This is a genomic window from Pontivivens ytuae, from assembly GCF_015679265.1.
In the GTDB taxonomy this organism is placed as follows: Bacteria; Pseudomonadota; Alphaproteobacteria; order Rhodobacterales; family Rhodobacteraceae; genus Pontivivens; species Pontivivens ytuae.
Genome location: NZ_CP064942.1, coordinates 1,127,676 through 1,154,492, shown reverse-complemented (window position 1 = coordinate 1,154,492; position 26,817 = coordinate 1,127,676). Strand labels below are relative to the sequence as shown.

At 68.9% G+C, this 26,817-nt stretch carries 29 protein-coding genes and 1 pseudogene; 17 read left to right on the top strand and 13 right to left on the bottom strand.

The window, feature by feature from the left end; translation table 11 throughout:
- The first annotated feature begins 68 nt into the window (after positions 1 to 68).
- Complete coding sequence (locus I0K15_RS05510) at positions 69 to 857, top strand: enoyl-ACP reductase FabI (RefSeq protein WP_196104396.1); 789 nt, start codon at positions 69 to 71, stop codon at positions 855 to 857.
- A 326-nt stretch (positions 858 to 1,183) separates the two neighbouring features.
- A complete protein-coding gene (locus I0K15_RS05505) occupies positions 1,184 to 1,966 on the top strand; it encodes a metalloprotease (RefSeq protein WP_196104395.1) in 783 nt (260 codons plus the stop codon).
- On the opposite strand, the gene I0K15_RS05500 is transcribed toward I0K15_RS05505, so the two are convergent.
- Together I0K15_RS05500 and I0K15_RS05495 are read right to left on the bottom strand one after the other, a co-directional pair.
- A complete protein-coding gene (locus I0K15_RS05500) occupies positions 1,947 to 2,342 on the bottom strand; it encodes a VOC family protein (protein WP_196104394.1) in 396 nt (131 codons plus the stop codon). The two genes, I0K15_RS05505 and I0K15_RS05500, sit on opposite strands and share 20 nt — an antisense overlap.
- 38 nt (positions 2,343 to 2,380) lie before the next feature.
- Entirely contained in the window at positions 2,381 to 2,518 is a 138-nt protein-coding gene (locus I0K15_RS05495) for a hypothetical protein (protein WP_196104393.1), read from the bottom strand.
- Between I0K15_RS05495 and I0K15_RS05490 the strand changes: the two genes are divergently transcribed.
- The 5 genes from I0K15_RS05490 (at position 2,499) to I0K15_RS05470 (ending at position 6,709) form a co-directional block, all read left to right on the top strand.
- A complete protein-coding gene (locus I0K15_RS05490; RefSeq protein ID WP_196104392.1) occupies positions 2,499 to 3,179 on the top strand; it encodes a haloacid dehalogenase type II in 681 nt (226 codons plus the stop codon). The two genes, I0K15_RS05495 and I0K15_RS05490, sit on opposite strands and share 20 nt — an antisense overlap.
- Positions 3,176 to 4,003, top strand: a complete 828-nt coding sequence (locus I0K15_RS05485) for an alpha/beta fold hydrolase (protein ID WP_196104391.1) — start codon at positions 3,176 to 3,178, stop codon at positions 4,001 to 4,003. The genes I0K15_RS05490 and I0K15_RS05485 overlap by 4 nt, the downstream gene beginning before the upstream one ends.
- Positions 4,004 to 4,094: 91 nt before the next feature.
- The gene (locus tag I0K15_RS05480; RefSeq protein WP_196104390.1) at positions 4,095 to 5,051 is read left to right on the top strand and encodes a threonine ammonia-lyase; all 957 of its coding nucleotides are present in this window, start codon (positions 4,095 to 4,097) and stop codon (positions 5,049 to 5,051) included.
- Complete coding sequence (locus I0K15_RS05475; RefSeq protein WP_196104389.1) at positions 5,048 to 6,061, top strand: NAD(P)/FAD-dependent oxidoreductase; 1,014 nt, start codon at positions 5,048 to 5,050, stop codon at positions 6,059 to 6,061. Before I0K15_RS05480 ends, I0K15_RS05475 begins: the two co-directional genes overlap by 4 nt.
- A 21-nt stretch (positions 6,062 to 6,082) precedes the next feature.
- Positions 6,083 to 6,709, top strand: a complete 627-nt coding sequence (locus I0K15_RS05470) for a DUF937 domain-containing protein (protein ID WP_196104388.1) — start codon at positions 6,083 to 6,085, stop codon at positions 6,707 to 6,709.
- A gap of 247 nt (positions 6,710 to 6,956) precedes the next feature.
- On the opposite strand, the gene I0K15_RS21010 is transcribed toward I0K15_RS05470, so the two are convergent.
- Both I0K15_RS21010 and I0K15_RS05460 read right to left on the bottom strand, forming a co-directional pair.
- Complete coding sequence (locus I0K15_RS21010; protein WP_230374302.1) at positions 6,957 to 7,109, bottom strand: hypothetical protein; 153 nt, start codon at positions 7,107 to 7,109, stop codon at positions 6,957 to 6,959.
- Positions 7,110 to 7,512: 403 nt separating this feature from the next.
- Positions 7,513 to 8,499, bottom strand: a complete 987-nt coding sequence (locus I0K15_RS05460) for a 2-hydroxyacid dehydrogenase (RefSeq protein ID WP_196104387.1) — start codon at positions 8,497 to 8,499, stop codon at positions 7,513 to 7,515.
- Positions 8,500 to 8,576: 77 nt separating this feature from the next.
- Here I0K15_RS05460 and I0K15_RS05455 point away from each other — a divergent pair, with 77 nt between their 5' ends.
- Together I0K15_RS05455 and I0K15_RS05450 are read left to right on the top strand one after the other, a co-directional pair.
- On the top strand, positions 8,577 to 9,065 hold the full coding sequence (locus I0K15_RS05455) for an SH3 domain-containing protein (RefSeq protein ID WP_196104386.1): 489 nt from the start codon (positions 8,577 to 8,579) through the stop codon (positions 9,063 to 9,065).
- Between the two features lie 92 nt (positions 9,066 to 9,157).
- On the top strand, positions 9,158 to 9,472 hold the full coding sequence (locus I0K15_RS05450; protein ID WP_196104385.1) for a hypothetical protein: 315 nt from the start codon (positions 9,158 to 9,160) through the stop codon (positions 9,470 to 9,472).
- Here I0K15_RS05450 and miaB read toward each other — a convergent pair.
- Together miaB and I0K15_RS05440 are read right to left on the bottom strand one after the other, a co-directional pair.
- Positions 9,462 to 10,781 (bottom strand): tRNA (N6-isopentenyl adenosine(37)-C2)-methylthiotransferase MiaB, encoded by a 1,320-nt coding sequence (miaB, locus tag I0K15_RS05445; RefSeq protein WP_196104384.1) that lies wholly within the window; start codon positions 10,779 to 10,781, stop codon positions 9,462 to 9,464. The two genes, I0K15_RS05450 and miaB, sit on opposite strands and share 11 nt — an antisense overlap.
- A gap of 96 nt (positions 10,782 to 10,877) precedes the next feature.
- Entirely contained in the window at positions 10,878 to 11,291 is a 414-nt protein-coding gene (locus I0K15_RS05440; protein ID WP_196104383.1) for a Ros/MucR family transcriptional regulator, read from the bottom strand.
- A gap of 245 nt (positions 11,292 to 11,536) precedes the next feature.
- Between I0K15_RS05440 and I0K15_RS05435 the strand changes: the two genes are divergently transcribed.
- The 6 genes from I0K15_RS05435 to I0K15_RS05410 all read left to right on the top strand — a co-directional run bounded on the left by I0K15_RS05435 (position 11,537) and on the right by I0K15_RS05410 (position 19,836).
- On the top strand, positions 11,537 to 12,397 hold the full coding sequence (locus I0K15_RS05435; protein WP_196104382.1) for a hypothetical protein: 861 nt from the start codon (positions 11,537 to 11,539) through the stop codon (positions 12,395 to 12,397).
- 202 nt (positions 12,398 to 12,599) lie between these two features.
- Positions 12,600 to 14,576 (top strand): M3 family metallopeptidase, encoded by a 1,977-nt coding sequence (locus tag I0K15_RS05430; protein ID WP_196104381.1) that lies wholly within the window; start codon positions 12,600 to 12,602, stop codon positions 14,574 to 14,576.
- Positions 14,573 to 15,955, top strand: coding sequence for an MATE family efflux transporter (locus I0K15_RS05425; protein ID WP_196104380.1), 1,383 nt, complete (start codon positions 14,573 to 14,575; stop codon positions 15,953 to 15,955). The genes I0K15_RS05430 and I0K15_RS05425 overlap by 4 nt, the downstream gene beginning before the upstream one ends.
- Positions 15,956 to 16,341: 386 nt before the next feature.
- Positions 16,342 to 18,831, top strand: a complete 2,490-nt coding sequence (locus I0K15_RS05420; RefSeq protein WP_196104379.1) for a GcvT family protein — start codon at positions 16,342 to 16,344, stop codon at positions 18,829 to 18,831.
- Positions 18,832 to 19,104: 273 nt separating this feature from the next.
- Positions 19,105 to 19,365: a YjhX family toxin gene (locus I0K15_RS05415; RefSeq protein ID WP_196104378.1), complete on the top strand. Its 261-nt coding sequence runs from the start codon at positions 19,105 to 19,107 to the stop codon at positions 19,363 to 19,365.
- Between the two features lie 3 nt (positions 19,366 to 19,368).
- Positions 19,369 to 19,836: a GNAT family N-acetyltransferase gene (locus tag I0K15_RS05410; RefSeq protein WP_196104377.1), complete on the top strand. Its 468-nt coding sequence runs from the start codon at positions 19,369 to 19,371 to the stop codon at positions 19,834 to 19,836.
- A gap of 1 nt (position 19,837) precedes the next feature.
- Here I0K15_RS05410 and I0K15_RS05405 read toward each other — a convergent pair.
- The 7 genes and pseudogenes from I0K15_RS05405 to I0K15_RS05375 form a co-directional block, all read right to left on the bottom strand.
- Positions 19,838 to 20,656, bottom strand: a pseudogene (locus I0K15_RS05405) (HesA/MoeB/ThiF family protein); the annotation flags it as partial.
- Positions 20,584 to 21,108: a GNAT family N-acetyltransferase gene (locus tag I0K15_RS05400; RefSeq protein ID WP_196105381.1), complete on the bottom strand. Its 525-nt coding sequence runs from the start codon at positions 21,106 to 21,108 to the stop codon at positions 20,584 to 20,586. The pseudogene I0K15_RS05405 and the gene I0K15_RS05400, both read right to left, overlap by 73 nt.
- A gap of 179 nt (positions 21,109 to 21,287) precedes the next feature.
- Positions 21,288 to 21,791 (bottom strand): dUTP diphosphatase, encoded by a 504-nt coding sequence (dut, locus tag I0K15_RS05395; RefSeq protein ID WP_422394005.1) that lies wholly within the window; start codon positions 21,789 to 21,791, stop codon positions 21,288 to 21,290.
- Positions 21,788 to 22,978 carry a bifunctional phosphopantothenoylcysteine decarboxylase/phosphopantothenate--cysteine ligase CoaBC gene (coaBC, locus tag I0K15_RS05390; RefSeq protein ID WP_196104376.1) on the bottom strand — a complete coding sequence of 397 codons (1,191 nt, stop codon included), beginning with the start codon at positions 22,976 to 22,978 and terminating at the stop codon, positions 21,788 to 21,790. The genes dut and coaBC overlap by 4 nt, the downstream gene beginning before the upstream one ends.
- A gap of 46 nt (positions 22,979 to 23,024) precedes the next feature.
- Entirely contained in the window at positions 23,025 to 23,822 is a 798-nt protein-coding gene (locus tag I0K15_RS05385; RefSeq protein ID WP_196104375.1) for a ChaN family lipoprotein, read from the bottom strand.
- A gap of 76 nt (positions 23,823 to 23,898) precedes the next feature.
- Positions 23,899 to 24,618: a DUF1194 domain-containing protein gene (locus tag I0K15_RS05380; RefSeq protein WP_196104374.1), complete on the bottom strand. Its 720-nt coding sequence runs from the start codon at positions 24,616 to 24,618 to the stop codon at positions 23,899 to 23,901.
- Between the two features lie 97 nt (positions 24,619 to 24,715).
- Positions 24,716 to 25,594: an RNA polymerase factor sigma-32 gene (locus tag I0K15_RS05375; RefSeq protein WP_196104373.1), complete on the bottom strand. Its 879-nt coding sequence runs from the start codon at positions 25,592 to 25,594 to the stop codon at positions 24,716 to 24,718.
- A gap of 126 nt (positions 25,595 to 25,720) precedes the next feature.
- On the opposite strand from I0K15_RS05375, the gene cobU reads away from it, so the two are divergent.
- Together cobU and I0K15_RS05365 are read left to right on the top strand one after the other, a co-directional pair.
- Complete coding sequence (gene cobU / locus I0K15_RS05370) at positions 25,721 to 26,242, top strand: bifunctional adenosylcobinamide kinase/adenosylcobinamide-phosphate guanylyltransferase (protein WP_422394004.1); 522 nt, start codon at positions 25,721 to 25,723, stop codon at positions 26,240 to 26,242.
- Complete coding sequence (locus I0K15_RS05365) at positions 26,239 to 26,793, top strand: histidine phosphatase family protein (RefSeq protein WP_196104372.1); 555 nt, start codon at positions 26,239 to 26,241, stop codon at positions 26,791 to 26,793. Before cobU ends, I0K15_RS05365 begins: the two co-directional genes overlap by 4 nt.
- Positions 26,794 to 26,817: the final 24 nt, after the last annotated feature.

Sequence of the window (26,817 nt, the reverse complement as noted above, 5' to 3'; positions counted from 1 at the left end):
CACCACATTGATCCCGCCCTCCATCCGTGGTCAAACCGAGGCCGGTAAAGGCTTCGAAAGGCTGACGGATGACCCAGTTGATGGCAGGCAGGCGCGGGCTCGTGATGGGGGTCGCCAATGACAAGTCCATTGCCTGGGGGATCGCGCGGACGCTCGCCGCACACGGCGCCGAGATGGCGTTCACCTACCAGGGGGAGGCGTTCGGCAAGCGGGTGCAGCCGTTGGCCGAGAGCCTGGGCTCCTCCATCCTGCTCGACTGCGACGTGACGGACGAGGGCTCGCTCGACGCCGTCTTCGCCCGGTTGCAGGAGGAGTGGGGCGGGCTCGATTTCCTCGTCCACGCCATCGCCTATTCCAACAAGGACGAGCTGACGGGGCGGTTCATCAACACGAGCCGCGCGAACTTCCTGAACTCGCTCGACATCTCGTGCTACTCGCTGATCGAGCTGAGCCGCAGGGCCGCGCCGCTGATGACGGAGGGGGGCTCGATCCTCACGCTCTCCTATCTGGGCGCGCAGCGGGTGACGCCGAACTACAACGTGATGGGCGTGGCGAAGGCGGCGCTGGAATCCACCGTGCGCTACCTCGCCAACGACCTCGGGCCGGACGGGATCCGGGTGAATGCCCTCTCGCCGGGGCCGATGCGGACGCTGGCGGGGGCGGCGATCGGCGGCGCGCGGAAGGTCTATCGAAACACCGAGGCCAATGCGCCGCTGCGTGCCAACGCGACGCTGGACCATGTAGGCGGCGCCGCGCTCTATATGCTGTCGGATCTGGGCGGTTCGACGACCGGGGAGTGCTTGTTCGTCGATGGCGGTTTCCATGTCACGGCGATGGCGCAGCCGGAGAACCTTTGAAGGGGCTTTGCCTCTGCATTCTTACGGACCGCTTCGCTATGCCGAACATCGGGCCGGGCAGAAGGCCCGGCCTGCGCCCGACCTCCCCCACGGGAGGGCGCATTCGCACCCACCCGAGGTCGGGCTTCGGCCTCGCTATGGCGCGCTGGATAGTGCTCAGGTTGAAGGGGCGCTGCTGGCCGCATCGTAACGCCCTGTCCACCCTGAGGAATCCCTGCAACGCCCCGCCGCTTTCGGCTGCGGCGGGTTGACGCAATGCCGCCCCGCATGGCCCATAGACGGGCCGGGCGCGTGGGGTGCGCGGTGCGTATCACGGAACCGTCTCCATGCTGTCTCTCCTCGCCGCCGCCGCGCTCAACGGTGGCATCTGGCGCGCCTTGCGCGGGGGCTGGATCAACCCGGCCCGCCACCTGTCCGAACCGCCGGGGCTGCAGACGCTGGTGCTGGCCCTCCTGTCGATCGCCTTCGCGATGTACCTCTTGGATCCCGTCGGCGGGCTGATGCTGATCGCCGTCGTGGTGATCCACGAATTCGGCCATGTCGCCGCCTACCGCGTGATCGGCCACAACGATGCACGGTTCCGGCTGATCCCGCTTTTCGGCGGGGTCGCGATCTCGGACCAGTTGCCGGCGAGCCAGCTCAAGAGCTTCTTCGTCTCGCTGATGGGGCCGGGGATCTGCATCGCGCCGCTGGTCGCCGCCGTGGCGATGAGCGAGATGCTGGTGGAGAGTGCACCCGTCACCGCCGACTACTTCTATTACTTCGCGATGCTCACCGGGGCGCTCAACTTCTTCAACCTGCTGCCGCTTTGGCCGCTCGATGGCGGGCGGTGTCTCTCCTACATCATGCAGGCGTTCAGCCCGCGCCTCGCACAAGGCGCCGTACTGCTGATGAGTGCGGCGCTCGCCGGTTACGGCCTGATGGTCCAGTCGATGCTCCTGCTCGGCTTCGCGCTGATGAGCGTGCCGAGCGCGATGCAGGCCGGGGTCGTCGCGAGCTATCAGCGGCCGATGACCCGGTGGCAGGCCGTGCTGGCCCTCGCCGCCTGGCTCGCCACCGCAGGAACCCATGCCATGGTCGGCTACTGGATCATTCTGCGGTTTCTGTGACGGGGGTGATGAGGCCGACCGCGGCTCCGCCCGGATCGGCGACGATGGCGCAGCGGCCGACCTGCGCGACGTCCCACGGGTTGCGCAGCACGCGCCCCGCGCCCGCCCGGGTGGCCGCGACGGCGGCATCCACGTCGTCCACCGCAATGTAAGTGGACCAGTGCGCCGGCAGCCCCGCCATTTGTGGTACGCCGGTCATGTCGAAGAGCCCGCAGATCGCCCGGTCGCCCTGCATCGCGATGGTGTAGGTCCCGCCATCGGCCGTTTTCATCTTGTCGAAGGTCCAGCCGCAGAGCGCGCCGAAATAGCGCTCCGCCCCCTCGATGTCGCGGGTGGCAAGCTCGGTCCAGTGGATGGTGCCATGGCGGTCGGACATGGGGGGGGTCTCCTGCAGTCGTGTCTTCCGGCGAGAGACTAGAGCCCGCCCGCGCGCCGGGTCTTGCGCGAAATCAAGGATGTGTCGGCCACAATCGCGCTGTTGAACCGCGCCGCGCGCTCGCGCAGGCTGCGGTTCGAACGAGGGAGCGCGCTCATGCCGATCACCACCTGCATCTTCGACGCCTACGGCACGCTCTTCGACGTCGCCGCCGCCGCGCGGGAGGCTGCCGACGAGCCGGGGCGGGAGAGCTTCGCCGAGCACTGGCCGAAGATCGCGGCGGATTGGCGGGCCAAGCAGCTCGAATACACCTGGCTGCGCGCGGTGGCGGGGCGGCACACGGATTTCTGGCAGGTCACGAAGGACGGGCTCGACTGGGCGCTGGAGGCCTCCGCCCTCGACGATCGGGACCTGCGGGAGCGGCTGCTACAACTCTACTGGGAGCTGTCGGCCTATCCGGAGGTGCCCGAGATGCTCCGCGCTCTCAAAGAGACGGGAAAGGCTACCGCGATCCTCTCCAACGGCACGCCGCAGATGCTGGAGGGCGCGGTGCGCTCGGCGGGTATCGAGGCGGTGCTCGACGACACGCTGAGCGTCGAGAGTGTCGGCATCTTCAAGCCCCATGACAGCGTCTACGACCTCGTCGGCGCCCGCTTCGGCTGCGCGCGCGACGAGGTGCTCTTCGTCTCTTCCAACGGTTGGGACGTGTGCGCAGCGGCCGGTTACGGCTTCCAAACGGCTTGGGTGAACCGCGCGGGCGCGCCGGTCGACCGGCTCTGGGGCGCGCCGGACCGGGTGCTGAGCGACCTCACCACGATCCCGGAGATCGCGGCATGACGCGCTTCACCACCGCCGACGGTCTCTCCATCGCCTATGACGATGCGGGCGAGGGTGCACCGGTGCTCTGCATCCCCGGCCTCACCCGCGACATGCGCGATTTCGAGCCCTTCATGGGCCAGGTCGGCGGCGAGGTCCGGCTGATCCGCATCTCCCTGCGCGGGCGCGGCGCCTCGGACCGCGACCCGAACCCGGCGGAGGGCTACACCGTTCCGGTCGAGGCGGGCGACGTGGTGGCCCTGCTCGACCATCTCGGCCTCGACAAGGTGACGGTCGTGGGCACCTCACGTGGCGGCATCATCGCCATGGTGCTCGCCGCGATGGTCAAGGACCGGCTGGCGGGCGTCCTCCTCAACGATATCGGGCCGGAGATCGCGACGAGCGGGATCGACGCCATCATGACCTATCTCGGCCGCCGCCCCGCGGCGCGAACGCTCGACCAGGCGGCCCAAGGCCTCGCGCGGTTCCACGCAAAGGCCTTCCCGGACGTGACGGTGGACGACTGGCGCATCTGGGCCGCCCGCTGGTTCGAGGAGGGCGAGGACGGCCTCGACCTGCGCTACGACCCCGCTTTGCGTGACGCCGTAGAGGCAGGCGGGGCCGCCCCCGACCTCTGGCCCGTCTTCGCCGCTCTGGAGGGCCTGCCGCTCGCCGCCCTCCGGGGCGAGAACTCCGACCTCCTGACCGCCGAGACCTTCACCAAGATGCAGACCGCCCGCCCCGACATGATCGCGGCCGCGGTGCCGAAGCGCGGCCACGTCCCATTCCTCGACGAGCCCGAGAGCCTCGCCACCTTCCGCGCGCTGATGGAGAAGACCGCATGAGACTTCTTCTTTGCTCAAATACGCAAGGGCGCGCGGGCAGCCACGTGCGCCTCCGGTGGGCATATTTCGAGACAGATGAAGGAGGGGCGCGATGAGCGATCCGGGACGCGTGCGGCAGGCGGCCGAGGTGCTGGAGGGTGTTGTGCGCCGCACGCCCATCCTCTCCTCCCCCTTCCTCGACGACATCGCCGGGCGGCGGGTGCTGGTGAAGGCGGAGTGCCTGCAGCACACCGGCTCCTTCAAGGCGCGCGGCTCGTGGTTCGCGATCTCGCAACTGTCCGAGGCGGAGCGGACGCGGGGCGTCATCGCCTTCTCCTCCGGCAACCACGCGCAGGGTGTCGCCCATGCCGCGCGGGCGGCGGGCATTCCGGCCGTGATCGTCATGCCCTCCGACGCCCCGGCGCTGAAGATCGCGAACACCAAGGCCTTGGGTGCCGAGGTTGTTGAATACGAGCGGGGCAGCGAGGATCGGGACGCGATCGGCGCGCGGCTGGCGGAGGAGCGCGGGCTCACCCTCGTCAAACCCTTCGACAACGCCGACGTGATCGCGGGGCAGGGCACCGTAGGGCTGGAGATAGCGCAGGACGCAGGTGTCGACGATGCCGATGTCCTCGTGTGCTGCGGCGGTGGCGGTCTCACCGCCGGGGTCTCGCTGGGGCTCGACGGCACGGCCCTGCGCGCGCGTCCGGTGGAGCCCGAGGGCTTCGACGACGTGGCCCGCTCCCTCCGCTCCGGCGGGATCGAGCGGAACAACCGCCTGTCCGGTTCGCTCTGCGATGCGATCATCACGCCGTCGCCCGGCAAGCTGACCTTCCCGATCATGCAGGAGCGCTGCGGCCCCGGCCTCGTCGTGACCGAGGAAGAGGCGTTGCGCGCTATGGCCCACGCCTTCCTCCGCCTCAAGGTCGTGCTGGAGCCGGGCGGCGCAGTCAGCCTTGCCGCCGCCCTCTTCCACCCCGAGGAGATCGAGGGCGACACCGTGATCTGCGTCGCCACCGGCGGCAATGTCGACGCCCCGGTCTTCCGCAAGGCGCTCGACACGCTGTGAGGGACGCGGACGTCCTGATCGTCGGCGCGGGCATCGCCGGCCTGTCCGCCGCCGCGGCCCTTGCGCCCGATCACCGCGTCATCGTGCTGGAGCGGGAGTTGCATCCCGGGATGCACGCCACCGGCCGTTCGGCCGCGCTCTTCGTCGAGAACTACGGCAACGCCGCCGTGCGCGAGATGAACCGGCAGAGCCGGGCGGCGCTAACCCCTTATCTCTCCCCCCGCGGCGTGCTGATCGTGGCCGGGCCGGGCGAGGAGGCGGCGCTGGAGGCGCAGCTCACCGGCTCCTCCATGCAGGAGATCGGCATAGATGACGCCGCCCGCCGCTTCCCGATCCTGAACCGGGACCGGGCGGTGCGCGCGGCCTACGAGGCCGACGCCTCCGATATCGATGTGGACCGGCTGATGGGCGACCACCGCAAGGCGCTGCGCGCGGCGGGCGGCGAGATCGTGACGCGGGCCGAGGTGACGGGCCTCGCGCCGGGCTGGACGGTGGAGACCACAGCCGGGATGTTCACTGCGCCGATCGTGGTAAACGCCGCCGGGGCCTGGGCTGATGTACTCGCCCAGATGGCCGGCGTCGCCCCGCTCGGCCTCACCCCCTGCCGCCGCTCCGCCGCGATCCTGCCCGCGCCCGGCGGCCACGACATCGACCGCTGGCCGATGCTGCTGTCGGCCGCCGAGACCTTCTATGCCAAGCCCGAGGCCGGCCGCCTCATGGTCTCCCCCGCCGACGAGGACCCCGTCGAGCCGATGGACGCCTGGCCCGACGACATGGTGCTGGCCGAGGGGCTCGACCGCTACGCGCAGGCGGTGACGGAGCCCGTAACGCGGGTCGAGCGTACCTGGGCGGGCCTCAGAACCTTCACCCCCGACCGCACGCCCCATGTGGGCTGGGGCGCCGATGGCTTCCTCTGGCTCGCGGGGCAGGGGGGCTACGGCGTGCAGACCTCACCCGCGATGGCGGCGCGCGCGGCAGGGCTCATCCGTGATAGGCTCGCCCATAGGTAGAGTCACTTGCGGGAGTTCGACATGTCCTCACTCACGGAGCTTTTGAAGGGTGCGACCGGCGGCCATGGTCTGGCGCAACTCGGCGCGCAGTTCGGCCTCGATGCCGCCCAGACCGAGCGGCTGACCGACCTCATCGCGCCGACGCTGGGCAAGGCGACCGCGATCCGCGCGCAGGGCGGCGCCGACGAGAGCGTGCTGAAGGCCGCCGAGGGCGAGGCGCAGGCCCGCCTCCTCGACGCGCCCGAGGCCGCCGCCCAGCCCGACGCGCGGGCCGAGGGCGAGCGCTTCCTGTCGGAGATCCTCGGCGGCGATGCGCAGCATGCGCTCGCGGCCCGGGCGGCGGAGCAGACCTCGGCACCCCCGGATGCCGTCAGCCAGTTCATGCCCGCGCTTGCCGCCCTGATGCAGGGCGCCATGCAGAAGCAGGTCCCCGATACGGAGATTGCGGCGCAGCGCGACAGCAGCGCGGGTCTGGCGAGCCTGCTCGGAGGTAGCGGAGGCGGCGGGATCCTCGGCGGCGTCATGTCGGCGCTCACCGGTGGAGGCGGCGGCCAGCAAGGCGGCCTCGGCGGGCTGATGTCGATGCTGGATGCCGACAAGGACGGCAACGCCCTCGACGACGTGCTGGAGATGGTGCGGCGGCGGTAGGCGATTGGTGTGCGGGGACGGTGCGGTAGCTCAACGCTGGCGTTTGCGGGAGATGCTCCGGTCAAACCGGAGCATGACGCCCCTTGTCGACCGTCCCGGCCCCAGAGCCGGGACCGCTCCCCACAGCCCCACGTCATCCTCGGGCCCGACCCGAGGATCTTCCGCCGCTGAGCCCAGCAGCAAAAGGTCCCGGATCAGGTCCGGGACGGCACCTCTTGCAACCGCCCCGGCCCCCGAGCCGGGGCGCTCACCTCTGAACCCGCACCCCGCCGCGATACTCTGCGACCACCTCGATCTCACCGACGATGGCGTCGTTGAACGCCTCCAGCTCTTCGGCCGGAACCCAGAGCTCCTTGTGCGCCTGCCCCCCGGCGATCTCCACCGGGTAGCGCGCGGCCATCTCCCCGTGATCTCGAACCGGGTCACGTAGCCGACATCGTTCGGAGCCGGACCCTTCGAGTTCCAGTCCCGCGCGATCTTCTCCGCATAGTCGAAGGTCAGCACAGGGTAGAAGATCGGCTGATCCGGCAGCCGCGGCGGCCAACGCCGCCAGTTGCTCGCCGCGACAAGGTCGAGCTCGGCCTGCCCGGTGGGTCGATAGAGGATCATTTCCTTGGGTTTCCTTTGAAGCTCTGTTCCGCCCGGCGGCATCGCCGGGCCGCGCCCGACCTCCCCCCGGAGGACGCGTTGGCGATGCCATACGCGGGAGACGCGACATCGATGCTTGAAGGCGCGGACATCTCAATCCCGTCCCGCCAGCGCCCTCCAGGTCGGGCGCGGCCCTCATCTCTCCGCAGATCAGCTCACAACATCCCCGGCACCACGAGGTCCGGGGGGCGGTGGCCGTCGGCGAAGGTCTTGATGTTGATGAGGACCTTCTCCCCCATCTCCAGCCGCCCCTCCTCGGTCGCGGAGCCCATGTGGGGCAGCAGGAGCACGTTGGGCAGGTCCTTCAGCCGCGGGTTCACGCTCGTCCCATGCTCGAAGACGTCGAGGCCCGCGCCCGCCAACTCCCCCGCCCGCAGCGCACGCGTCAGCGCGTTCTCGTCGATCACCTCGCCGCGCGACGTGTTCACGACGAAGGCCGTGGGCTTCATCAGCTTCAGTCGCCGCGCGTTGAGCAGGTGAAAGGTCGCGGGCGTATGCGGCACGTTCACGCTCAGCACGTCGATCCGCGCGAGCATCTGGTCGAGGCTCTCCCAGAAGCGCGCGCCCAGCTCCTCCTCCGTCTCCGGGCGCAGGCGGCGGCGGGTGTGGTAGTGGACGCTCATGCCGAAGGCCGTCGCCCGCCGCGCCACCGCACGCCCTGTCTGGCCCATGCCGAGGATGCCGAGGCGCATGCCACCCACCCGGTGGCCCATCAGCGCCATCGGGCTCCAGCCCTGCCAGGCGTCGGACTGCATCAGGGTCACGCCCTCCTTCAGCCGCCGGGTGACGCCCAGGATCAGGGCCATCGCCATGTCTGCCGTGTCCTCGGCCAGCACGCCGGGGGTGTTCGACACGGTGATCCCCCGCGTCCGCGCTGTGGCCACGTCGATATGGTCCACCCCGGCGCCGTAATTCGCGATCAGCCGCAGCCGCTCGCCCGCGCCCGACAGCAAAGCTGCGTCGATCCGGTCGCCCAGCGTCGGGACCAGCACGTCCGTGTCCGCCATCAGCGCGGCGAGATCGCTGCGCGCCAGCGGCACGTCGCTCTCGCTCAGCCGCACGTCGAAGAGCTCGGCAAGCCGTGTCTCCACCGGTTCGGGCAGGCGGCGCGTGACGGCAACGGTGAGCGGGGTTGCGGGCATGGAGGCCCCCTTTCGACGTGATTTCCGGCACATGCCAGCTTAGGATCGCGACGCTCCGACTGGAACCGGAAAACCGAATGCGCCTCACCCGCCGCCTGTTCATGCTCTCCACCCTTGCCGCGCTGCCGGTCGGGGCGCAGGACCGCGGGCAGGTGACGGGCCTGCCGCTGCCGCGCTTCGTTAGCCTCAAGGCGGGTAGCGCGAACGTGCGGCGCGGACCCGGCCTCGCCCATCGGATCGACTGGCGCTTCCTGCACCGCGGGATGCCGCTGCGCGTCGTCGCCGAATACGAGAACTGGCGGCAGGTGCGCGATCACGAAGGCATGGGCGGCTGGGTCCATTTCGCGCTCCTGTCCGGCGTGCGCACGGTGCTGGTGCGCGGCGAAACGGTGGAGCTGAAATCCGACCCTGCCGCCGACGCGCCCGTGGCCGCGATCGCGCAAGGTGGCGCCATCGCGCGGCTCGACCGGTGCGAGGCCGGCTGGTGCCGGATCGAGGCGAGCGGCCATGGCGGCTGGGTGCTCGACCGGGCGCTCTGGGGCACCGACTCCGATCTGGGCGCCTGACGCATCGCCCACGCAACATTGTTGCCACACGATCAACCTGCGGTAGTATTCTCCCCGTCATAATCTTGCGGGACTTCGGGGGGAGAACGCGGATGCAGAAGACGGCAGCCACCGTCGTGGGGCTTTTTTTATTAGGCGTGCCGGGGTTTGCTCAACATTTTAACGATTCGCAGTTGCCGCCGGATCTGTTCGTGAACGATCGGGCGTCATCGTCGAACATGTGGCCGGAATACATCGGTGAGCTGCAGATCGAGGGGAGCCCGGACCGGACTCGTCTTCGTCTCAAGCGCCCGCCGGAGGACGGGATCGGCTCGGTTCTCGGCAATGCGCTGGGCACCGGCACGAGCCTGTTCCTCGACTGGAGCCGGGACGAGGGGATGCAGGCGGGCGTCAGCCTCAGCTTCTGAGGCGACCGGCCAGCGAGTTCGGGTTCGACGCCACGATCTCGACATCCAGCACTCGGCCGATGCTGTCCGGGGCGTCGAGATGGACGGCGTGCAGGTAGGGCGACTTGCCCACCATCTGCCCCGGCTCGCGTCCCGGCTTCTCGATCAGCACCGGCAGGGTGCGGCCGACCTGCGCCTGCTGGAAGTCCCGCTGGTGCTCGGTCAGCAGCGCCTGGAGCCGCGCCAGCCGCTCCGACGCCACGTCGTCGCTCACGAAGTCGCGCCCGGCGGCGGGCGTACCTGGCCGCGGCGAGTACTTGAACGAGAAGGCGGAGGCGTAGCGGACCTCCCGGCACAGCTCCAGCGTCGCCTCGAAATCGGCATCGCTCTCGCCCGGGAACCCGACGATGAAGTCGCCTGACATGGCGATGTCGGGCCGCGCCGCCCGGATCCGCTCGATCAGGCGAAGATACTCCTCTGCCGTGTGCTTGCGGTTCATGCCCTTCAGCACCGCGTCCGAACCCGCCTGCACCGGCAGGTGGAGGTAGGGCATCAGCTTCGCCTCCTCACCATGGGCGGCGATGAGGTCGTCGGTCATGTCGTTGGGATGGCTGGTCGTGTAGCGGATCCGCTCCAGCCCGTCGATCTGCGCGAGCTCCCGCACCAGCCGGGCCAACGACCAGACGCCATCCGGCCCGTCGCCGTGATAGGCGTTCACGTTCTGACCGAGCAGAGTGATCTCCACCACGCCGCGTTCCACCAGATCCCGCGCCTCGGCCAGCAATCGCTCGGCGGGGCGGGACACCTCGGCGCCGCGGGTATAGGGCACCACGCAGAAGGCGCAGAACTTGTCGCAGCCCTCCTGCACGGTGAGGAAAGCGGCGGGCGCGCGCCGCATCTTCGGGCCGCGCGGAAGGTGGTCGAACTTGTCCTCTTCGGGGAAGTCGGTGTCGAGCGCCTTCTCCCCGTTGCGCACCTTCGCCTCCATTGCGGGCAGGCGGTGATAGGCTTGCGGGCCGACGACGAGGTCCACCAGCGGCTGGCGGCGCATGATCTCCTCACCCTCGGCCTGCGCGACGCAGCCCGCGACGCCGATCTTGAGGTCCGGGTTCGCGTCCTTCAGCGGGCGCAGGCGGCCGAGCTCGGAATAGACCTTCTCCGCCGCCTTTTCCCGGATGTGGCAGGTGTTGAGCAGGATCATGTCGGCCTCGGCCTGATCCTGCGTCTCCTCGTAGCCCGCGGCCCCCAGGGCGCCCGCCATCCGCTCGCTGTCATAGACGTTCATCTGACAGCCATAGGTCTTCACGAAGAGCTTCTTGGGCGCGGACATCACTCGAGGGCCTTTGTACGAAAGAAATCGGCGTGGCCCCGTCCCCCGGGGCCACGCCGTGATCTACCGGGCCGCGGGCGTCCCCGCAACCGGGCTTTACTTGCGAGGCTTGCGCCCCAGGCCGATCTTCTTGGCCAGCTCCTGACGCTTCTGCGCGTAGGCCGGTGCCACCATCGGATAGTCCGAGGGCAGGCCCCACTTCGCGCGGTACTCTTCGGGCGTCATGTCGTAGGCCGTCTTCAGATGCCGCTTGAGCATCTTCAGCTTCCGGCCGTCTTCAAGACAAACGATGTACTCGTTCGTCACCGACTTCTTGATCGGAACCGCCGGAACCAGCTCCTCGACCTGCTCGTCAGCCCCTGCCGACAGGTCATTGAGTTTTCCGTAAACGCTTTCGATCAGGTTCGGGAGGTCGCCCATGGCCACCGGATTGTTCGCCACATGGGACGACACGATCTCCGATGTCAGTGCCAGAAGCTCGCCCTTGTCGATATCCTGCATTTCACTCATCAGTGTCTCGCTTTCGTTGTTATGTTTGGCCCCCCGGTCTGCCAGGCGTGATGTTTTAGTTTGAGGCAGACGCGGTATCTCGTGATATAGCGACCAAACCCCAATGTGCAATGCAAAAGCGCCTTTCTATTACGGGCGCATCTTAGCAATTTTGTTAACGTGAAGTATTTCCGGCTAAAGATCGCCCATCGCGACCGGCGCAATCGGGGATTTTGCCCGGCGGTCCGATCGGCTAAGCATCGCACATGATCTACGCCGGCCTCGACGAATACCTCGATACTGCCCCGCGGCCGCGCAGCGCCGGTCCCGTCGCCATTCTGTTCTGCGAAGATGCTGTCGAGGTGCCCTCGACCCTCTCCCACCATGCCGCGCTGGGCTTCGAGGAGATCGTGACCGTCGGCCGCGCCCACGATGGCGGGGCGGAGATCGATGGCCAGGCGCTCAGCCGTATCGAGATGTCGGTGGCGAACCGGGCCGAGGCGGCAGAGGTCCTGAACCGCCTCATCGCGCGCTTCGCAGGCCGCTGGATCTATTGGAGCTTCAACGGCGAATACCTGTTCTATCCTTACATGAAGAGCCGCCGCATCGCCGATCTGACCGGGTTCATGGAGGAGGAGCGGCGCGATCACGTTTTCACCTACGTCGTCGATCTCTACGCCGCGGACCTCGACAAGGCGCCCAACGGCGTCTCGCGCGAGACGGCGCATCTCGACGGCTCCGGCTATTACGGCTTCCAGCGCTGGGAGGATGGCGAGCCGCTCGATCGGCAATACGACATCTTCGGCGGGCTCGCCTGGCGCTACGAGGAGTTCGTGCCGTGGGAGCGGCGGCGCATCGACCGCGTGGCGCTCTTCAAGGCGACCGAAGGCCTGCGGATCGGGGAGGACCTGCGGCTGAACGAGCCCGAGATGAACACGATCTCCTGCCCGTGGCACCACAACGTGACGGTGGCGATCGCCTCGTTCCGCGTGGCGAAAAGCCTGAAGCGCAATCCGGGCTCCACCTTCGAGATCCCCACCTTCATGTGGCGCCGCTCCGTGCCCTTCGAATGGACGGACACGCAGCTCATGGAACTCGGCTTCATGGAACCTGGGCAATGGTTCTGACCCCCTAACCACCGTCCCGGCCGCAGAGCCGGGACCGTCCTGAACCCGGCACCCCCGGAGCCAAAGACCCCGGATCAAGTCCGGGGTGGCACCGCACCTAAACGCCCCGCTCATCCCTCCGCACGTCCAACGAGACAACACGCCCGCTTGCCTCCGCCCCCTGCACCGCCATCTTCAAGTACACAGCAGAAGGCCCCATGACATGACCAATCCCATCCTCTCCGACTGGACCGGACCGCACGGTCTGCCCGACTTCGCCGCCGTTCGTTTCGAGCATTACGGCCCCGCGCTGGAGGAGGGCCTGGCCGAGGCGCGCGCCCGCACCACCGAGATCGCGGAGCAGGAGACGGTGCCGACCTTCGAGAACACCATCGCCGCCCTGGAACGCTCGGGCGAGGCGCTCGACAAGGCCGCCTCCCTCTTCTTCCACGAGGCCGCCACCCAGTCGACGCCCGAAACCGAGGCGCTGCAACGCGAGATGTCGCCGAAGCTCGCCGCCTTCTCCTCCGAGGTCTACCAGAACCAGCAGCTCTGGGCGCGGGTCGACGCACTCTACCAGGACAACGAGCTGACCGGGGAGGAGGCGCGGGTGCTGGAGCTCTACCACCGCTCCTTCGTCCGGTCGGGTGCCGCCCTCGACGCCGATGGGCGCCAGCGGCTGGCCGAGATCATGCAGCGGCTCGCCGAGCTTGGCACCGCCTTCACCCAGAACCTGCTCGCCGACGAGCGCGACTGGGAGCTGATGCTGGCCGAGGACGACCTCGCCGGGCTGCCCGACGACCTGAAACGCGCGATGGAGACGAAGGACGGCTACAAGCTCACCCTCAGCCGCTCCGTCGTCGTGCCGTTCCTCGAGACCTCGACCCGCCGCGACCTGCGCGAGACCGCGTGGACGGCCTGGACCGCCCGCGGTGCCAATGGCGGCGAGACCGACAACCGCCAGATCGCGGCCGAGATCCTCGCGCTGCGCCATGAGCGCGCGCAGCTCCTCGGCTTCGACGATTTCGCCTCCTTCAAGCTCGCGCCCGAGATGGCGAAGGAGCCCGGCGCCGTCCGCGACCTTCTGATGCAGGTCTGGGAGCCCGCGAAGGCGAAGGCCGAAGCAGATGCCGACCGCCTGCGCGCGCTGATCGCCGCGGACGGCCAGAACCACCCGCTCGAAGGCTGGGACTGGCGCTTCTACGAGGAGAAGTTGCGCGCCGCCGAGCATGATTTCGATGCGGCCGAGCTGAAGCCCTACTTCACCCTCGACCGCATGATCGAAGCGAGCTTCGAGGTCGCGAACCGCCTGTTCGACCTCACCGCCCACGAACTCGACGTACCCGGACCCCACCCCGACGCCCGCATCTGGCAGATCCGGCAGGGCGACCGTCACATGGGCGTCCTCGTCGGCGACTACTTCGCCCGGCCCGGCAAGCGCTCCGGCGCATGGTGCGGCAGCATGCAGTCGCAGGAGGGGGCGACCCGACCCATCGTCACCAATGTCTGCAACTTCGCGAAGGGCGACCCGGCGCTGCTAACCTACGACGACGCACGCACGCTGTTCCACGAGTTCGGCCACGCGCTCCACCACCTCCTGAGCGAGGCGACCTATGCCCGCGTTTCCGGCACCTCGGTCGCGCGCGATTTCGTGGAGCTGCCCTCCCAGCTCTACGAGCACTGGCTGAGCGTGCCCGACATCCTGCGCGGCTACGCCAGGCACTACGAGACCGGGGAGCCGATCCCGGAGGACCTGCTCGACAAGCTGCTCGCCGCCGAGACCTTCGGCCAGGGGTTCCAGACGGTGGAATACGTGGCGTCGGCGCTGGTCGATCTCGACTTCCACACCGGCGCGCCGCCCGCCGATCCGATGCAGGCCCAGGCCGAGACGCTGGCGCGCATCGGCATGCCCGACGCGATCCCGATGCGGCATGCCACGCCGCACTTCGCGCATATCTTCTCCGGCGACGGCTACTCCGCAGGCTACTACAGCTACATGTGGTCCGAGGTCATGGACGCCGACGCCTTCGAGGCGTTCGAGGAAACCGGCGACGTCTTCGACGCGGGCATGGCCGACAAGCTGGAGGAGTTCATCTACTCCGCCGGCGGCACCCGCCCGCCCGAGGATCTCTACACCGATTTCCGCGGCCGGATGCCGGGGCCTGAGGCGCTGTTGCGCGGACGCGGCCTCGCGGCGTGAGCGGGAAGGAGCGCGACCTCACCGAGGGCGCGATCCTCGGCCATATCCGCGCGGTCGCCGTCCCGGCCGCGCTCTCGCTCCTGTTCGTGACGCTCTACAACGTCATCGACACGTTCTACGCGGGCAAGATCTCGACCGAGGCTCAGGCCGGCCTCGGCATCGGCTCCCAATTCTACTTCCTGATCATCGCGACGGGCGTCGGTTTCCGCATCGGGGTCTCCGCCTTCGTCGGCAACGCGATCGGGGAGGGGGATGGAAAGGGCGCGTCCTGCGCCGCCGCGCAGGCGATCGGCGCCTCCATCGTGGCCTGCGCGGTGGCGATGGTGGCGGGCTATTGGGGCCTGCCCGCGCTCGCCCGCGCGGTAGCCGGTGGCAGCTCCTACGTGGACGACGCGGTCACCTACATGCGGATCATGCTGCTCGCCGCCCCCGGCTTCATCGTGACCTACGCGATGACAGGGACGCTGACCGCGCAGGGCGACACGGTCACGCAGGAGCGGGCGCAGCTCGTCGCCACGGTCGCGAATATCGGGCTCAACCCGCTCTTCATCTGGGGCATCCCGGGGATCTGGGACGGCTTCGGGCTGAACGGGATCGCGGTGGCGACCGTCGTCTCCCAGACCGGCGTGCTCGCCTTCATCGGCTGGAACGCCCTGCGCTCGGAGGTCATGCGCGGCTTCGACTGGTCCGACGTTCTGCCGCAGGTCGGACAGCAGAAGGACCTGATGGCCGAAGTGGTCCCGGCCGCAGGCACGATCTACGTCACGGTGCTGGGCGGCGTGATCTGTCAGTTCTTCCTGCGCAACCACGGCGCCGATGCAGTGGCGGCCTATGGCGTCGGCTTCCGACTGCAACAGCTCCTGCTGCTGCCGGTGATCGGGCTGACGACTGCGCTGTTGCCGATCACGGCGCAGAACATGGGCGCGGACCAGCCGGAGCGCGTGCGCCGCGCGGTGCGCGTGACCGGCGCCGTGGCGCTCGGTTTCGTGGCGCTGGGGGCGGTGGTGATCTGGACGCTGGCCCGACCCGCCGTGGCTCTCTTCAACGACGAACAAGCGGTGGTCGACCACGCGGTCGCCTACCTGCGGATCCTGTCTGGCGCGCTGCCCTTCTTCGTCGTGATCTTCGTGACGCAGAACCTGCTGCAGGGGCTGCAGCAACCCCGCTGGCCCCTCCTGATCGGGCTGTGGCGGCTCGGGCTGGGCCTCGCCCTCTTCGCCTGGCTCTTCACCGGGCCGCTGGACCTCGGGGCGGCGGGCGTCTGGTGGGCCCTGCTTGCCGCGGCGATCAGCGGCGCGGTGCTGGCGCTCATCGTGACGCTCTGGGTCACGCGGGCGGAGGGCGTGGAGATCGTGCAGCCCGAAAAGCAGGCCGCCTGAACCAAAGAGTGGAGGGCCGCGCCCGACCTGGAGGGCGCATGAGTGACAATTGTTCAGCGTCCGCGCCCTCAAGCATCAACGGCGCTCATACTGCGAATGACATCGCCAACGCGCCCTCCGGGGGGAGGTCGGGCGCGGCCCGGCCTGTCAGCCGGGCGGAAGAGTGGTTCTGCTTGATACAGCCCCGGACCTGATCCGGGGCCTTTTGTGACGGGGCGCATCGGCTCGGAAAGGTCCCGGCGCTGCGGCCGGGACGGTCACCACGGACCAACCGCCCCACATCCCCCGCACCACAGGTCGCATTCCACCCCCCAACCGTCGCCCGCCCGAACCGCGCCCGTCGCATGACCCGCTAGAACGATCCGAAACGCCAAGGAGATCGGGACATGAGAACGAGCGCACGGGCAGTGGTCGTCGGCGGCGGCGCGGTGGGGGCCTCCATCGCCTATCACCTGGCAAAGGCCGGGTGGGCCGACACGCTGCTCCTCGAACGCGACGAACTCACCTCCGGCTCCACCTGGCACGCGGCAGGCCTGCTCCCCTATTTCAACATGAGTTACGCCACGACTTGGATCCACGACTACTCCATCAAGTTCTACAAGACGCTGGAGGAGGAGACGGGCCTGAACGCCGGGTTCTCCGTCGTGGGCAACCTGCGCATGGCGCAGTCGAAGGAGCGCCTCGACGAATACATGCTCTACGCCAGCACGGCGGAAAGCGTCGGCGTCCCCTTCGAATGGCTGACCCCGCAGGACATCAAGGACCGCTACCCGCTGGTGCGCACCGACGACCTCGTCGGCGCGATCTACCACCCCACGGACGGCTACATTAACCCTGCCGACGTCACACAGGCGATGGCCAAGGGTGCGCGCCAGCGAGGCGTCGAGATCCAGCGCAAGGTGCAGGTCGACGGCTACACGCAGACCCCCGACGGCTGGCGCGTCCACTGCCGCCGCATGGTGGAGAAGGGCGGCAACCTCGTCCCCGGCGAGGAGACCTGGGACATCACCTGCGAGCATGTCGTGACCGCCACCGGCAACCACGCGCAGCGCACGGCGAAGCTCCTCGGCATCAAGATCCCTGCCATTCCCGTCGAGCACCAGTACATCGTCACCGAGCCCGACCCGGCCCTGCAGGAATGGCGCAAGACGAATGGCGAGCATCCGGTGCTCCGCGACGCCGACGCCAAGTGGTACGTGCGGGAGGAGCGCGGCGGCTGGATCCTCGGCCCCTATGAGCGCAATGCGCCGGCGCGCTTCGAGTACGGCGTGCCCGACAGCTTCCGCGCCGACCTCTTCCCCCTCGATCTCGACCGGATCGAGGAGGAGTACATGTCGATGATCCACCGCATTCCGAGCTCCGAGACCGCGGGGCTCAAGGACGATTTCAACGGCCCGATCTGCTACACCCCCGACGGCAACCCGCTGATCGGCCCAGCGCCCGGCATGCAGAACATGTGGCTGGCGGAGGGCTTCTCCTTCGGCATCACGGCTGCGGGCGGGGCGGGCCACTACCTCGCCCAGATGATGGTCGAGGGCGAGGCGGAGATCGACATGGCCTCCCTCGACCCCAAGCGCTACGGCGACTGGATGACGACGGAGTATGCCGCCCGCAAGAACGAGGAGGCCTACGAGCACGTCTACATCCTCCATCACCCCGACGAGGAGCGGCCCGCAGCCCGGCCCCTGCGCACCTCCCCCGCCTATGACCGGCAGAAGGCGGCGGGCGCCCAGTTCGGGCAGGTGAACGGCTGGGAGCGGCCGAATTACTACGCGCCCGAGGGCTTCGACGACCACGCCGCACGCTCCTTCCGCCGCGGCGGCTGGTGGCAATACGCGAAGGAGGAGGCCGAGGCGATCCGCAGCGGCGTCGGCCTGATCGACGCCACCGCCTTCGCCAAGCACCGGATCAGCGGGCCGGGCGCGACCGCCTTCCTCGACTGGTTCACGACGAACAGGCTGCCGAAGCCGGGGCGGATCAACCTCACCTACGCGCTGACCTCCGCCGGGACCGTGCGCACCGAGTACACCATCGTGCGGCTGGCCGAGAACGACTATTACCTCGTCTCCGCCGGTGCCTGGCACGCCTATGACGAGGATGTCCTCTACAAGGCGATCTGGGAAAAGGAGGAGGAGTTCGGCCGCATCAACGAGCAGGACGTGACCACCCAATGGGGCGTCTTCGCACTCGCTGGCCCGAAGTCCCGCGACGTGCTGAAGGCCCTGATCCGGGATGCGGAGCCGGACACGGCGCTCTCCAACAAGCGCTTCCCGTGGCTTTCGATGCGCAACATCGAGCTCGGCATGGTCCCGACCATGGCGATCCGGGTGGCCTATACGGGCGAACTCGGCTGGGAACTCCACCACCCGATCGAGATGCAGACCCACCTCTGGGACAAGCTGATTGAGGCGGGCGCGCCGCACGGGCTGAAACTCGTCGGCGCCCGCGCGCAGAACTGGCTGCGCCAGGAGAAGAGCTACCGCGCCTTCGGAACGGAGCTCGGCCGGGACGCGACGCCGCTGGAGGCCGGGCTCGACCGGTTCGTCGACCTCGACAAGGACTTCCACGGCAAGGACATGTTACAGAAAACCGGCATCCGCTGGAAATGTGTAACACTTCTGATCGACGGCCCGGCCGATGCCGACCCCTGGGGGCGGGAGGCGATCCTGCACAACGGCGAGAAGATCGGCCGCCTCACCTCCGGCGGCTACTCCACCGCCTTCGGCAAGTCGATCGGCATGGGCTATGTCCGCCCCGACCTCGCGGAACCGGGCACGAAGCTCACGGTCCGCATGTTCCGCGAACTGTGGGATGCCGAGGTCGCCGAGGACAGCCCCTACGACCCGAAGAACGAGACGATCCGCCGGGACGGCTGACGCCGTTTCCGCCTGCTGCGGTGCGTATTTGACGAGAGTGACGGGGCAGGGCGCCGCGCCCCTGCATCACTCTCCCGGAATACGCCCGCCGGAGGCGGTCTCGCCCTTGGTTGCCCGTGCCTCCGCCGCTATGTGGAAGCCGACAACCGACGGAGTGTTTTTGTCCGAGACCCGGCACAGCCGCTGAGGCCCCTGCGCTGACAGGCCTCATCCCAGCGTTCCGCCCCGCGGCGGGTGCTTTTCTGTGGCTGACGAACACTCCGGGAAACTCCCTTGAACATCTCGAAACCCGAACAGCGCGTGCTTCACGTGCTGGCACAGCGCGGCCTGATCCGGCATGAGCGCGACCACCGCGCCAAGGTCGTGGCCGTGACCTGTTTCACCCATGACGGCAACGTGCTGAGCGATTGCACGCTCGCCGTCTTCACCCGCCTGCGCGCCAAGCGGTTGATCCGCTCGCGGAACGGCGCGTCCTATCGCATCACCCGGCTGGGCCGCACCTCGGTGCGGGCGCAGGCCGACAATCGGAGCTGACCCATGACCTCGACCGATATCCGACCTGCCCGCGCGGAGGATGCCGTGCGGATCCGGGAAATCGCGGCCGGAACGGAGATGTTCCGGCCTGACGAGCTCGACTGGTTCGGCGCCATGATCGCCACCCAGCTCGCCGAGCCGGGCGAGGCGATCTGGCGCGTCGCGGGGCCCGGCCCTGATGGGGCGGCCTATGCCGAGCCCGAGCCGATGGCCGAGGGCATCTGGAACATGCGCTTCATCGGCGTCGCCCCGGCCGCGCGGCGCACAGGTCTCGCCCGTGCGCTGATCGGCGAGATCGAGGCGGCGGTGCGCGCCGCCGGGGCACGGATGCTCATCATCGAGACATCCTCCGAACCGGCCTTCGTCCCGGCGCGCACGCTCTACCTCTCCCTTGCTTACGAGGAAGAGGCGCGGCTGCGCGACTGGTACGGGCCGAACGATGCGAAGGTGGTGTTCCGCAAGCTCTTCTGACCTAGCCGCAGACCGGGCAGTCCGGTCTGCGGGCCACGCTGATCCGGCGGCTTTCGGCGTAGAGAGCGTCGTGGATGAGGAGGGCGCCGCGCAGCGTTTCGCCCGCGCCGGTGATGTGCTTCACCGCCTCCGCCGCCATCATCGAGCCCATGATCCCGGCGAGCGCGCCGACGATCCCGGCCTCGGCGCAGGTCGGCACGAGGCCCGGCGCGGGAGCCTCCGGGAAGACGCACTGATAGCAGGGGGCGCCCGCTGCCGGGTGATAGAGGCTGATCTGCCCCTCCCACTGGGTCATGGCCGCTGCGATCAGGGGCACGCCCGCCGCGACGCAGAGGTGGTTGACGAGGTAGCGCGTCTCAAAGTTATCGGAGCCGTCGAGGACAAGGTCGTAGGCGCCGATCAGTTCCGCCCCCGTCGCCGCATCCAGCCGGGTCTCGTGCCCCTCGACCGCCACATGCGGGTTGATCCGGGCGAGGCTGCGGGCGGCGCTCACGACCTTGGGCACGCCGACCGCTTCGGTATCATGGATGACCTGCCGCTGGAGGTTGGAGAGGCTGACCGCGTCGTCATCCACCACCCCCAGCGTACCGACGCCGGCTGCCGCCAGATACATCAGCGCCGGGGCACCCAGCCCGCCGGCGCCGACCACCAGTACGCGCGCGGCCTTCAGCTTGGCCTGACCCGGCCCGCCGACCTCGCGCAGGACGATGTGGCGGGCGTAGCGCTCCAGCTCTTCGGGGGTGAAGCTCACAGGGCCTTCTCGTATTCGATGCGGTGCGTGTCCGTGCCGGCGGGAAAACGGGCGACCTCGCGCCAGCCGAGTTTCTCGTAAAGCTCGGGCGCTTGCCAGCTATAGGTGCCGAGGCGGGCATGGCGGGCGCCGCGGGCGCGGGCCTCGTCCTCGGCACCCTGCAGGAGGTCGCGGGCAAGGCCCCGGCCGCGCCAGTCGGGATCGACGTGGAGGGTGCGGAACTCGGCGAGCTCCATGACGCGGATGACCTGCACCGCCCCGCGCACTGCACCTGTCTCGTCCTTCCAGGCAACGGAGAAGCTTTCGCGCTCGAAGCCGGGCTGGGCGGCACTCTCGGCCCGGATCGCGGCAAGGCTGTCGGCGGTCAGGGCGGCATCGTCCTCGATCAGGCGCAGGCCTGCGGGCTGCGGCGCCTCCTCCGGCTGGGCACGGCGGCGCAGGCGGCGCAGGAGGACGACGTAACCGAGGATCGGCACGGCGGCGAGGGCGAGCCAGAAGGCCGCGACCAGCGACTGGCCCATCTGTGCGCGGAAACCCGCATCGAGTGACAGCACCGCGGCCAGCACTGCCGCGATCATCAGGCCGATGCGCAGCGCCCGCCGCCGGTCCGCCCCGCCGACCATGGCGAAGGCGGCACTGAAGCCGCCCGCCAGCAGCAATGTCAGAAGCCCGCCGCCCGCGAGCGTGCCGAGAAGGGCGCTCACCGGTCCCGATCGCTCCGCCCGGTGGAGCCGAAGCCGCCGAAGCCGCGCTCGGTCTCACCCAGCTCCTTGGCCTCCACCCACTGCACATGGGTGACGGGGGCGAGGACCATCTGCGCGACCCGGTCGCCGTGGTTCACGTCGAAGGTCTCATGCCCCATGTTCAGCAGGATCACTGAGACCTGCCCGCGATAGTCGCTGTCGATCGTGCCCGGCGCGTTGGCGATGGTCACGCCGTGGCGCAGGGCGAGGCCGGAGCGGGGGCGGATCTGCACCTCGAACCCGCGGGGGATTTCCATGGCGAGACCCGTCGGGATCAGCGCCCGTCCACCGGGCATCAGGGTGATGCCGCGCGCCCGCTTGTCCGCCCCGAAATTGGCATAGAGGTCCATGCCCGCGGCCCCCGGCGTCGCATAGCTCGGCAGCGGAACCTCGACATCCGCGCCCTCGGCACGGGTGACGCGGATTTCCACGCCGGGCATAGAGAGTTTCAGGCCGTTCATGCCAGCGCCTCCGCGATGCGTTGGGCGAGGCGGCGCGCCGTCTCCACCTTGGTGAGGCGCGGCCAGTCCTCGGCCCCGTCTTCGGTGATGAGGGTGACGGCATTGTGGCCGCCACCCATGATGCCGGTTTCGGGGCTCACGTCGTTGGCCACGATCCAGTCGCAGCCCTTACGCGCGCGCTTCGCGGTGGCGTGGGCGACGACGTCATCGGTCTCGGCGGCGAAGCCCACGACGAGGCGAGGGCGGTTCTCGTTCCGCCGGGCGATGGTGGCGAGGATGTCGGGGTTCTCCGCAAAGTCTAGGGCGGGCAGGCCGCCCGCCTCCTTCTTCATCTTGGAGGGGCCGGCGTTGACGACGTGCCAGTCCGCGACGGCGGCGCAGAAGATCGCGGCGTCGGCGGGCAGGGCCGCCTCGACGGCGGTCAGCATCTCGCGGGCGGTTTCCACCTCGGTGATCCGCGGGCCGCGGGGGCGCGGGGCGGTGGCGGGGCCGGTCACGAAGCTTACATCAGCACCGAGCTTGCTCAGCGCCTCGGCAATCGCGGTGCCCTGCGCGCCGGAGGAGCGGTTGGCGATGTAGCGCACCGGGTCGATGGGCTCATGCGTGGGGCCGGAGGTGACGAGGACGTGCCGCCCGGTCAGCGGGCCGTCGGTGAAATGGGCGGTGACGGCGGCCAGGATCTCCGCCGGTTCGGCCATGCGGCCCGGCCCGTACTCGCCGCAGGCCATGTCGCCGGAATTGGGGCCGACGACCGCGATACCGTCGCCGCGCAGCGTCTCCAGATTGCGCTGGGTCGCCGGGTGGTCCCACATCCGCACGTTCATGGCGGGCGCGATCAGGACGGGCGTGTCGGTGGCGAGCAGCAGGGTGCTCGCCAGATCATCGGCGCGGCCCGTGGCCATCTTCGCCATCAGGTCGGCGGTGGCGGGGGCTGTCACGATCAGGTCGGCGGAGCGGGAAAGCTCGATATGCCCCATCTCCGCCTCCGCCGTGAGGTCGAAGAGCTCGGTATGCACCTTCTCCCGCGCCAGTGCCGCGACGGAGAGCGGCGTGACGAAATGCTGGGCGGCGGAGGTCAGGACCGGCGTCACCGCATGGCCCGCGCCGGTGAGCAGGCGGATGAGCTCGAGGCTCTTGTAGGCCGCGATGCCGCCGCCGACGATCAGAAGAATGCGCTTGGAGGTCATATGTCTGTCCCCTTGACGTAAGGGGTAGCCCTCGCACCCCTCGCGTTCAAGTCCCGCCCTCAGCGAAGGCTTCGCAGGGGTCGCCCTGGTCGGGCAGGTCCGCGACGCGCACGTCGTTGAAGGGCGTGGTGTCGCCCGGCCCCACCTGCCCGATGGAGAAGGTGGTGAGCTCCGGCGCGGCCGTCGCCAGTGCGGCCGGAACGCCCCAGTCGACGCGGGCGTGACCGTTGCCGGTGATCAGCACCACCTGCCCGCCATTCACCCGCTCGCGGGCCAGCAGCACCGCCTGTGCGAGGCGGGCGTCGCGGAAGCGCTGCGCCTCGACGAAGCCGGGCATGGCGCTGAGCGGGATCGCCTCGCAATGCACGGCGAACTGCTCCAGCTCCCGCGTCGCGCGCTGGGCCGGGGGCAGGGGCTCGTCGAGGCCGTAGAGTGCTGCATCCGCGCCGAACACCCCTTCGGCCCCCAGCACCGAGGCGCGGCGCACCAGATCCACCGGGGCGCCGCCACCGACGACCTGCGCGCCCGGCGCGGCGAGCATGACCTGGTGGTAGAGCCAGAAATCGGGCCAGCCGCTCTCCTCCCAATTCAGGCGCTCGGCGATTTCTTCCGTCGAGGCGCGCTGGCGCAGGAGGCCGTTGAGGCGGGCCGTATCCGCCCCCTGCACCTGTTCGAAGACGATGGCCGCGGGCTGCAGCCGCGCGACCTCGCTGGCCTGGAAGGCATGGTGATCGGCGACGCCGTGCACCTCCCCGATGACGACGACATCGGCCTCACCGGCGAAGTCGGGCGGCGGGGTGCAGGCGGCCAGGAGGGGGAGCAGCAGGGCAAGGGCGAGGCGCATGGGGGACCTTCGTTCGCGGATTTTCCCCAATCTTATTCGATGCGCCGGTGCAGAATGCAAAGGGTTCGTGCGCGGCTCAGTTGCCGGTGTAGACCACGTCGAAGCTTTCGGGCGTGTGGCCGACGATCTCCAGCATCAGCTTGCGGCGCACCGTCTCGGCAAAGGTTTCACGCCCGGTGGCGGTCACCATGAAGGCGCCGGGGCCGCCGATGATGCGGTCGGCGTAGAGCTGTTCGAGGTCGATATTGGCGCGCCGCCCATCCTCCGGCGTCAGGATCGGCAGGGCGTTGATCGTCATGCCAGCGGCCAGCACCTCGGCCCGCGCATCCTCGATCGACACGCCGGAGAAGTTGCGCACGCTGTCGCCGGAGAAGTCGATGACCGCACGCGGCGCGTAGATGTCGTTCTCCTCGATCAGGCGCTTGCCTTCGAGGAGGGCGGTGCCGATCGCGTTGCGGCCGAACGCGCCGCGGGGCGCGTCGATCAGCTCCGCGGCGAAGGCGGCGGCACTGTCCGGCCCGTCGATGATGGTCCAGTCGGCGATGACGGCGGTGTTGGCGGCCCATTCCACGTAAGTGACCGCGACGGTGCCGTAGATCGAGTTCTGGATTGCGTTGATCACGCTGGGATCGGTCATGGCGAGCGCGTAGCCCTGCCGCTGGAAGGCCAGCTCCTCCGCATCGATGGAGCCGGAGGCGTCGGCGAGGAGCACAAGCTCCAGCCCCGCTTCGCGTTGCTCCTGCGCGACGGCGGCTCCGGTCATCAGCACGAAGGGGAGGATGATCGCGAAACGCATACTTGCGAAGCTAGGCTTCACGCCACGTCACACAAGGGTGCAATGCGGCCAATTATAAAGATGTGAAGGGAGCGGGCGGGCCGCTCCCTGTCTCGTGTCAGGCCAGTGCCAGCATCTCGGCCGTGGCGCCGTTCGCCGCCTCCAGCCGCTTGCGGAGCTTCTTCAGCGCCTGCGCCTCGAGTTGGCGAATCCGCTCCTTGGACAGACCCAGCTCGTTGCCGAGGCTTTCCAGCGTGCGGGGGTCGTCGCGCATCTTGCGCTCGATCACGATCATCTTCTCGCGGGCGCTCAGCGCCTCCATCGCGTCGGCGATCCAGCCGCGGACGCGGATGAGGTCGACATCGTGGCTGACGGTCTCCTCGGCGCGGGGGCCCTCGTCCTCCAACGCCTCGACCCACTCGCGGCCTTCGTCACCGGCCTGCTGGGCGTTCAGCGAGAAGTCGGAGCCCGACAGCCGCGCCTCCATCATCTCCACGTCGCGCAGGGGCACGCCGACCTCGTCCGCGATCATCTCGCGCAGCTCGTGGCTGGAGATGTGAGCCTCGCCCTTCGCCTCCCGCTCCAGCTTCGCCTTCACGCGGCGCAGGTTGAAGAAGAGGGCCTTCTGCGAGGATGTCGAGCCAGTGCGTACCATCGACCAGTTGCGCATCACGTAATCCTGGATCGACGCCTTGATCCACCACACCGCGTAGGTGGAAAAGCGCACGCCGCGGTCGGGGTCGAACTTCTCGGCCGCCTTCATGAGGCCGACACCGGCCTCCTGAATGAGGTCGGGCATCGACGCGCCGTAGCGGCGATACTTGGACGCCATCGACACCGCGAGGCGCATGTAGGCGTTCACGAGGCGGTGCAGCGACTTCTCACACCCCTCGTCGCGCCAGGCCCGGGCGAGCATCAGCTCGGTCTCCGCATCCAGCATCTCTGCGCCCATAGCCTGTCGGGTGACGGACCGCGAAACGGAATCATCAAGTGCCATGCCAAACTCCCCTGTCGGCAGAGATTGCGGGTACGTCCCGCGTGAGGTTATGAGGTTCGAACGCCGCAGGAGCGGGCCGGACCGGGATGGACCGGCATGAGGTGTGCCGATCAGATGCTAACAAATGTGAAACTCGTGCTGGGCGGCGCCCGATCCGGCAAATCCGCCATTGCCGAACGGCTGGTGCGTGCGCATCCCGGCCCCTGGTGGTATGTGGCGACCGCTCAAGCATTCGATGACGAGATGCGGGCGCGGATCGCGCAGCATGTGAATGATCGCGGGGACGGCTGGGTCACGACGGAGGAACCGCTCGATCTGGTCGGGGTCCTGGAGGCAGTGTCGAAGACGAACATCGTTCTCATCGATTGTCTCACCCTCTGGCTGTCCAACGTTCTGCTGGGTGAGTACGACCTGGGCTCGGAAACGGATCGCTTGGTGAGTGCCATTTCGAGGACGAAGGCCGAACTCGTCATTGTCTCCAACGAGGTTGGTATGGGTTTGGTTCCCGACAATTCGCTCGGGCGGCAATTTCGTGATGCGCAGGGCCGGTTGAACCAGGCGGTGGCGGCCCAGGCGGGGACGGTGCTGTTCGTGGCCGCGGGCCTGCCGCTGGTCCTGAAGGGCGAGATGCCGAAAGTCCTGCAATGACAAGGTGGTGGTGGGTCCGTCATGGCCCGACGCATGCCCGCACGATGGTCGGCTGGACCGACCTTCCGGCGGATCTGAGCGACGGTTCCCCGCTGGCCCGGCTGCGCGACATCCTGCCGCGCGAGGCGCGCGTTTTGTCCTCCGATTTATCCCGCGCGCGGGACACCGCGCAGGCCCTGGGGCTGGCGCCGGAGGAGGATCCGGCGCTGCGCGAGCTCCATTACGGCGCGTGGGAAGGTCGCAGCTATGACGAGGTCGATCCCGCTCTCGCCCGCCGCTTCTGGGAGGCGCCGGGCGATGTCGCGCCGCCCGGGGGCGAGAGCTGGAACGACCTCACCGCCCGGCTCGCCCCCGTCATCGCGCGGCAGAATGCGCTGGGCGGCGACGTGATCGCGGTGGCGCATATGGGGGTGATCCTCGCGGCGCTCGCACTCGCCACCGGGATGGCGCCGGCCATGGCGCTCTCATTCCGCGTGGCACCCCTGTCGCTGACCCGGCTCGACTGGTTGGACGGCCCGTGGGCGGTGGACCGGATCAATCACCAGCCCTGACGGCCCACCCGCCAAATGCTGATT

Bases quoted from the DNA above. Each gene is read 5' to 3' on its own strand.
- I0K15_RS05510 (WP_196104396.1), top strand. From the start codon at position 69: ATGACCCAGTTGATGGCAGGCAGGCGCGGGCTCGTGATGGGGGTCGCC.
- I0K15_RS05505 (WP_196104395.1), top strand. From the start codon at position 1,184: ATGCTGTCTCTCCTCGCCGCCGCCGCGCTCAACGGTGGCATCTGGCGC.
- I0K15_RS05500 (WP_196104394.1), bottom strand. From the start codon at position 2,342: ATGTCCGACCGCCATGGCACCATCCACTGGACCGAGCTTGCCACCCGC.
- I0K15_RS05490 (WP_196104392.1), top strand. From the start codon at position 2,499: ATGCCGATCACCACCTGCATCTTCGACGCCTACGGCACGCTCTTCGAC.
- I0K15_RS05495 (WP_196104393.1), bottom strand. From the start codon at position 2,518: ATGCAGGTGGTGATCGGCATGAGCGCGCTCCCTCGTTCGAACCGCAGC.
- I0K15_RS05485 (WP_196104391.1), top strand. From the start codon at position 3,176: ATGACGCGCTTCACCACCGCCGACGGTCTCTCCATCGCCTATGACGAT.
- I0K15_RS05480 (WP_196104390.1), top strand. From the start codon at position 4,095: ATGAGCGATCCGGGACGCGTGCGGCAGGCGGCCGAGGTGCTGGAGGGT.
- I0K15_RS05470 (WP_196104388.1), top strand. From the start codon at position 6,083: ATGTCCTCACTCACGGAGCTTTTGAAGGGTGCGACCGGCGGCCATGGT.
- I0K15_RS21010 (WP_230374302.1), bottom strand. From the start codon at position 7,109: ATGGCCGCGCGCTACCCGGTGGAGATCGCCGGGGGGCAGGCGCACAAG.
- I0K15_RS05460 (WP_196104387.1), bottom strand. From the start codon at position 8,499: ATGCCCGCAACCCCGCTCACCGTTGCCGTCACGCGCCGCCTGCCCGAA.
- I0K15_RS05455 (WP_196104386.1), top strand. From the start codon at position 8,577: ATGCGCCTCACCCGCCGCCTGTTCATGCTCTCCACCCTTGCCGCGCTG.
- I0K15_RS05450 (WP_196104385.1), top strand. From the start codon at position 9,158: ATGCAGAAGACGGCAGCCACCGTCGTGGGGCTTTTTTTATTAGGCGTG.
- miaB (WP_196104384.1), bottom strand. From the start codon at position 10,781: ATGTCCGCGCCCAAGAAGCTCTTCGTGAAGACCTATGGCTGTCAGATG.
- I0K15_RS05440 (WP_196104383.1), bottom strand. From the start codon at position 11,291: ATGAGTGAAATGCAGGATATCGACAAGGGCGAGCTTCTGGCACTGACA.
- I0K15_RS05435 (WP_196104382.1), top strand. From the start codon at position 11,537: ATGATCTACGCCGGCCTCGACGAATACCTCGATACTGCCCCGCGGCCG.
- I0K15_RS05430 (WP_196104381.1), top strand. From the start codon at position 12,600: ATGACCAATCCCATCCTCTCCGACTGGACCGGACCGCACGGTCTGCCC.
- I0K15_RS05420 (WP_196104379.1), top strand. From the start codon at position 16,342: ATGAGAACGAGCGCACGGGCAGTGGTCGTCGGCGGCGGCGCGGTGGGG.
- I0K15_RS05410 (WP_196104377.1), top strand. From the start codon at position 19,369: ATGACCTCGACCGATATCCGACCTGCCCGCGCGGAGGATGCCGTGCGG.
- I0K15_RS05400 (WP_196105381.1), bottom strand. From the start codon at position 21,108: ATGGGCCAGTCGCTGGTCGCGGCCTTCTGGCTCGCCCTCGCCGCCGTG.
- dut (WP_422394005.1), bottom strand. From the start codon at position 21,791: ATGAACGGCCTGAAACTCTCTATGCCCGGCGTGGAAATCCGCGTCACC.
- coaBC (WP_196104376.1), bottom strand. From the start codon at position 22,978: ATGACCTCCAAGCGCATTCTTCTGATCGTCGGCGGCGGCATCGCGGCC.
- I0K15_RS05385 (WP_196104375.1), bottom strand. From the start codon at position 23,822: ATGCGCCTCGCCCTTGCCCTGCTGCTCCCCCTCCTGGCCGCCTGCACC.
- I0K15_RS05380 (WP_196104374.1), bottom strand. From the start codon at position 24,618: ATGCGTTTCGCGATCATCCTCCCCTTCGTGCTGATGACCGGAGCCGCC.
- I0K15_RS05375 (WP_196104373.1), bottom strand. From the start codon at position 25,594: ATGGCACTTGATGATTCCGTTTCGCGGTCCGTCACCCGACAGGCTATG.
- I0K15_RS05365 (WP_196104372.1), top strand. From the start codon at position 26,239: ATGACAAGGTGGTGGTGGGTCCGTCATGGCCCGACGCATGCCCGCACG.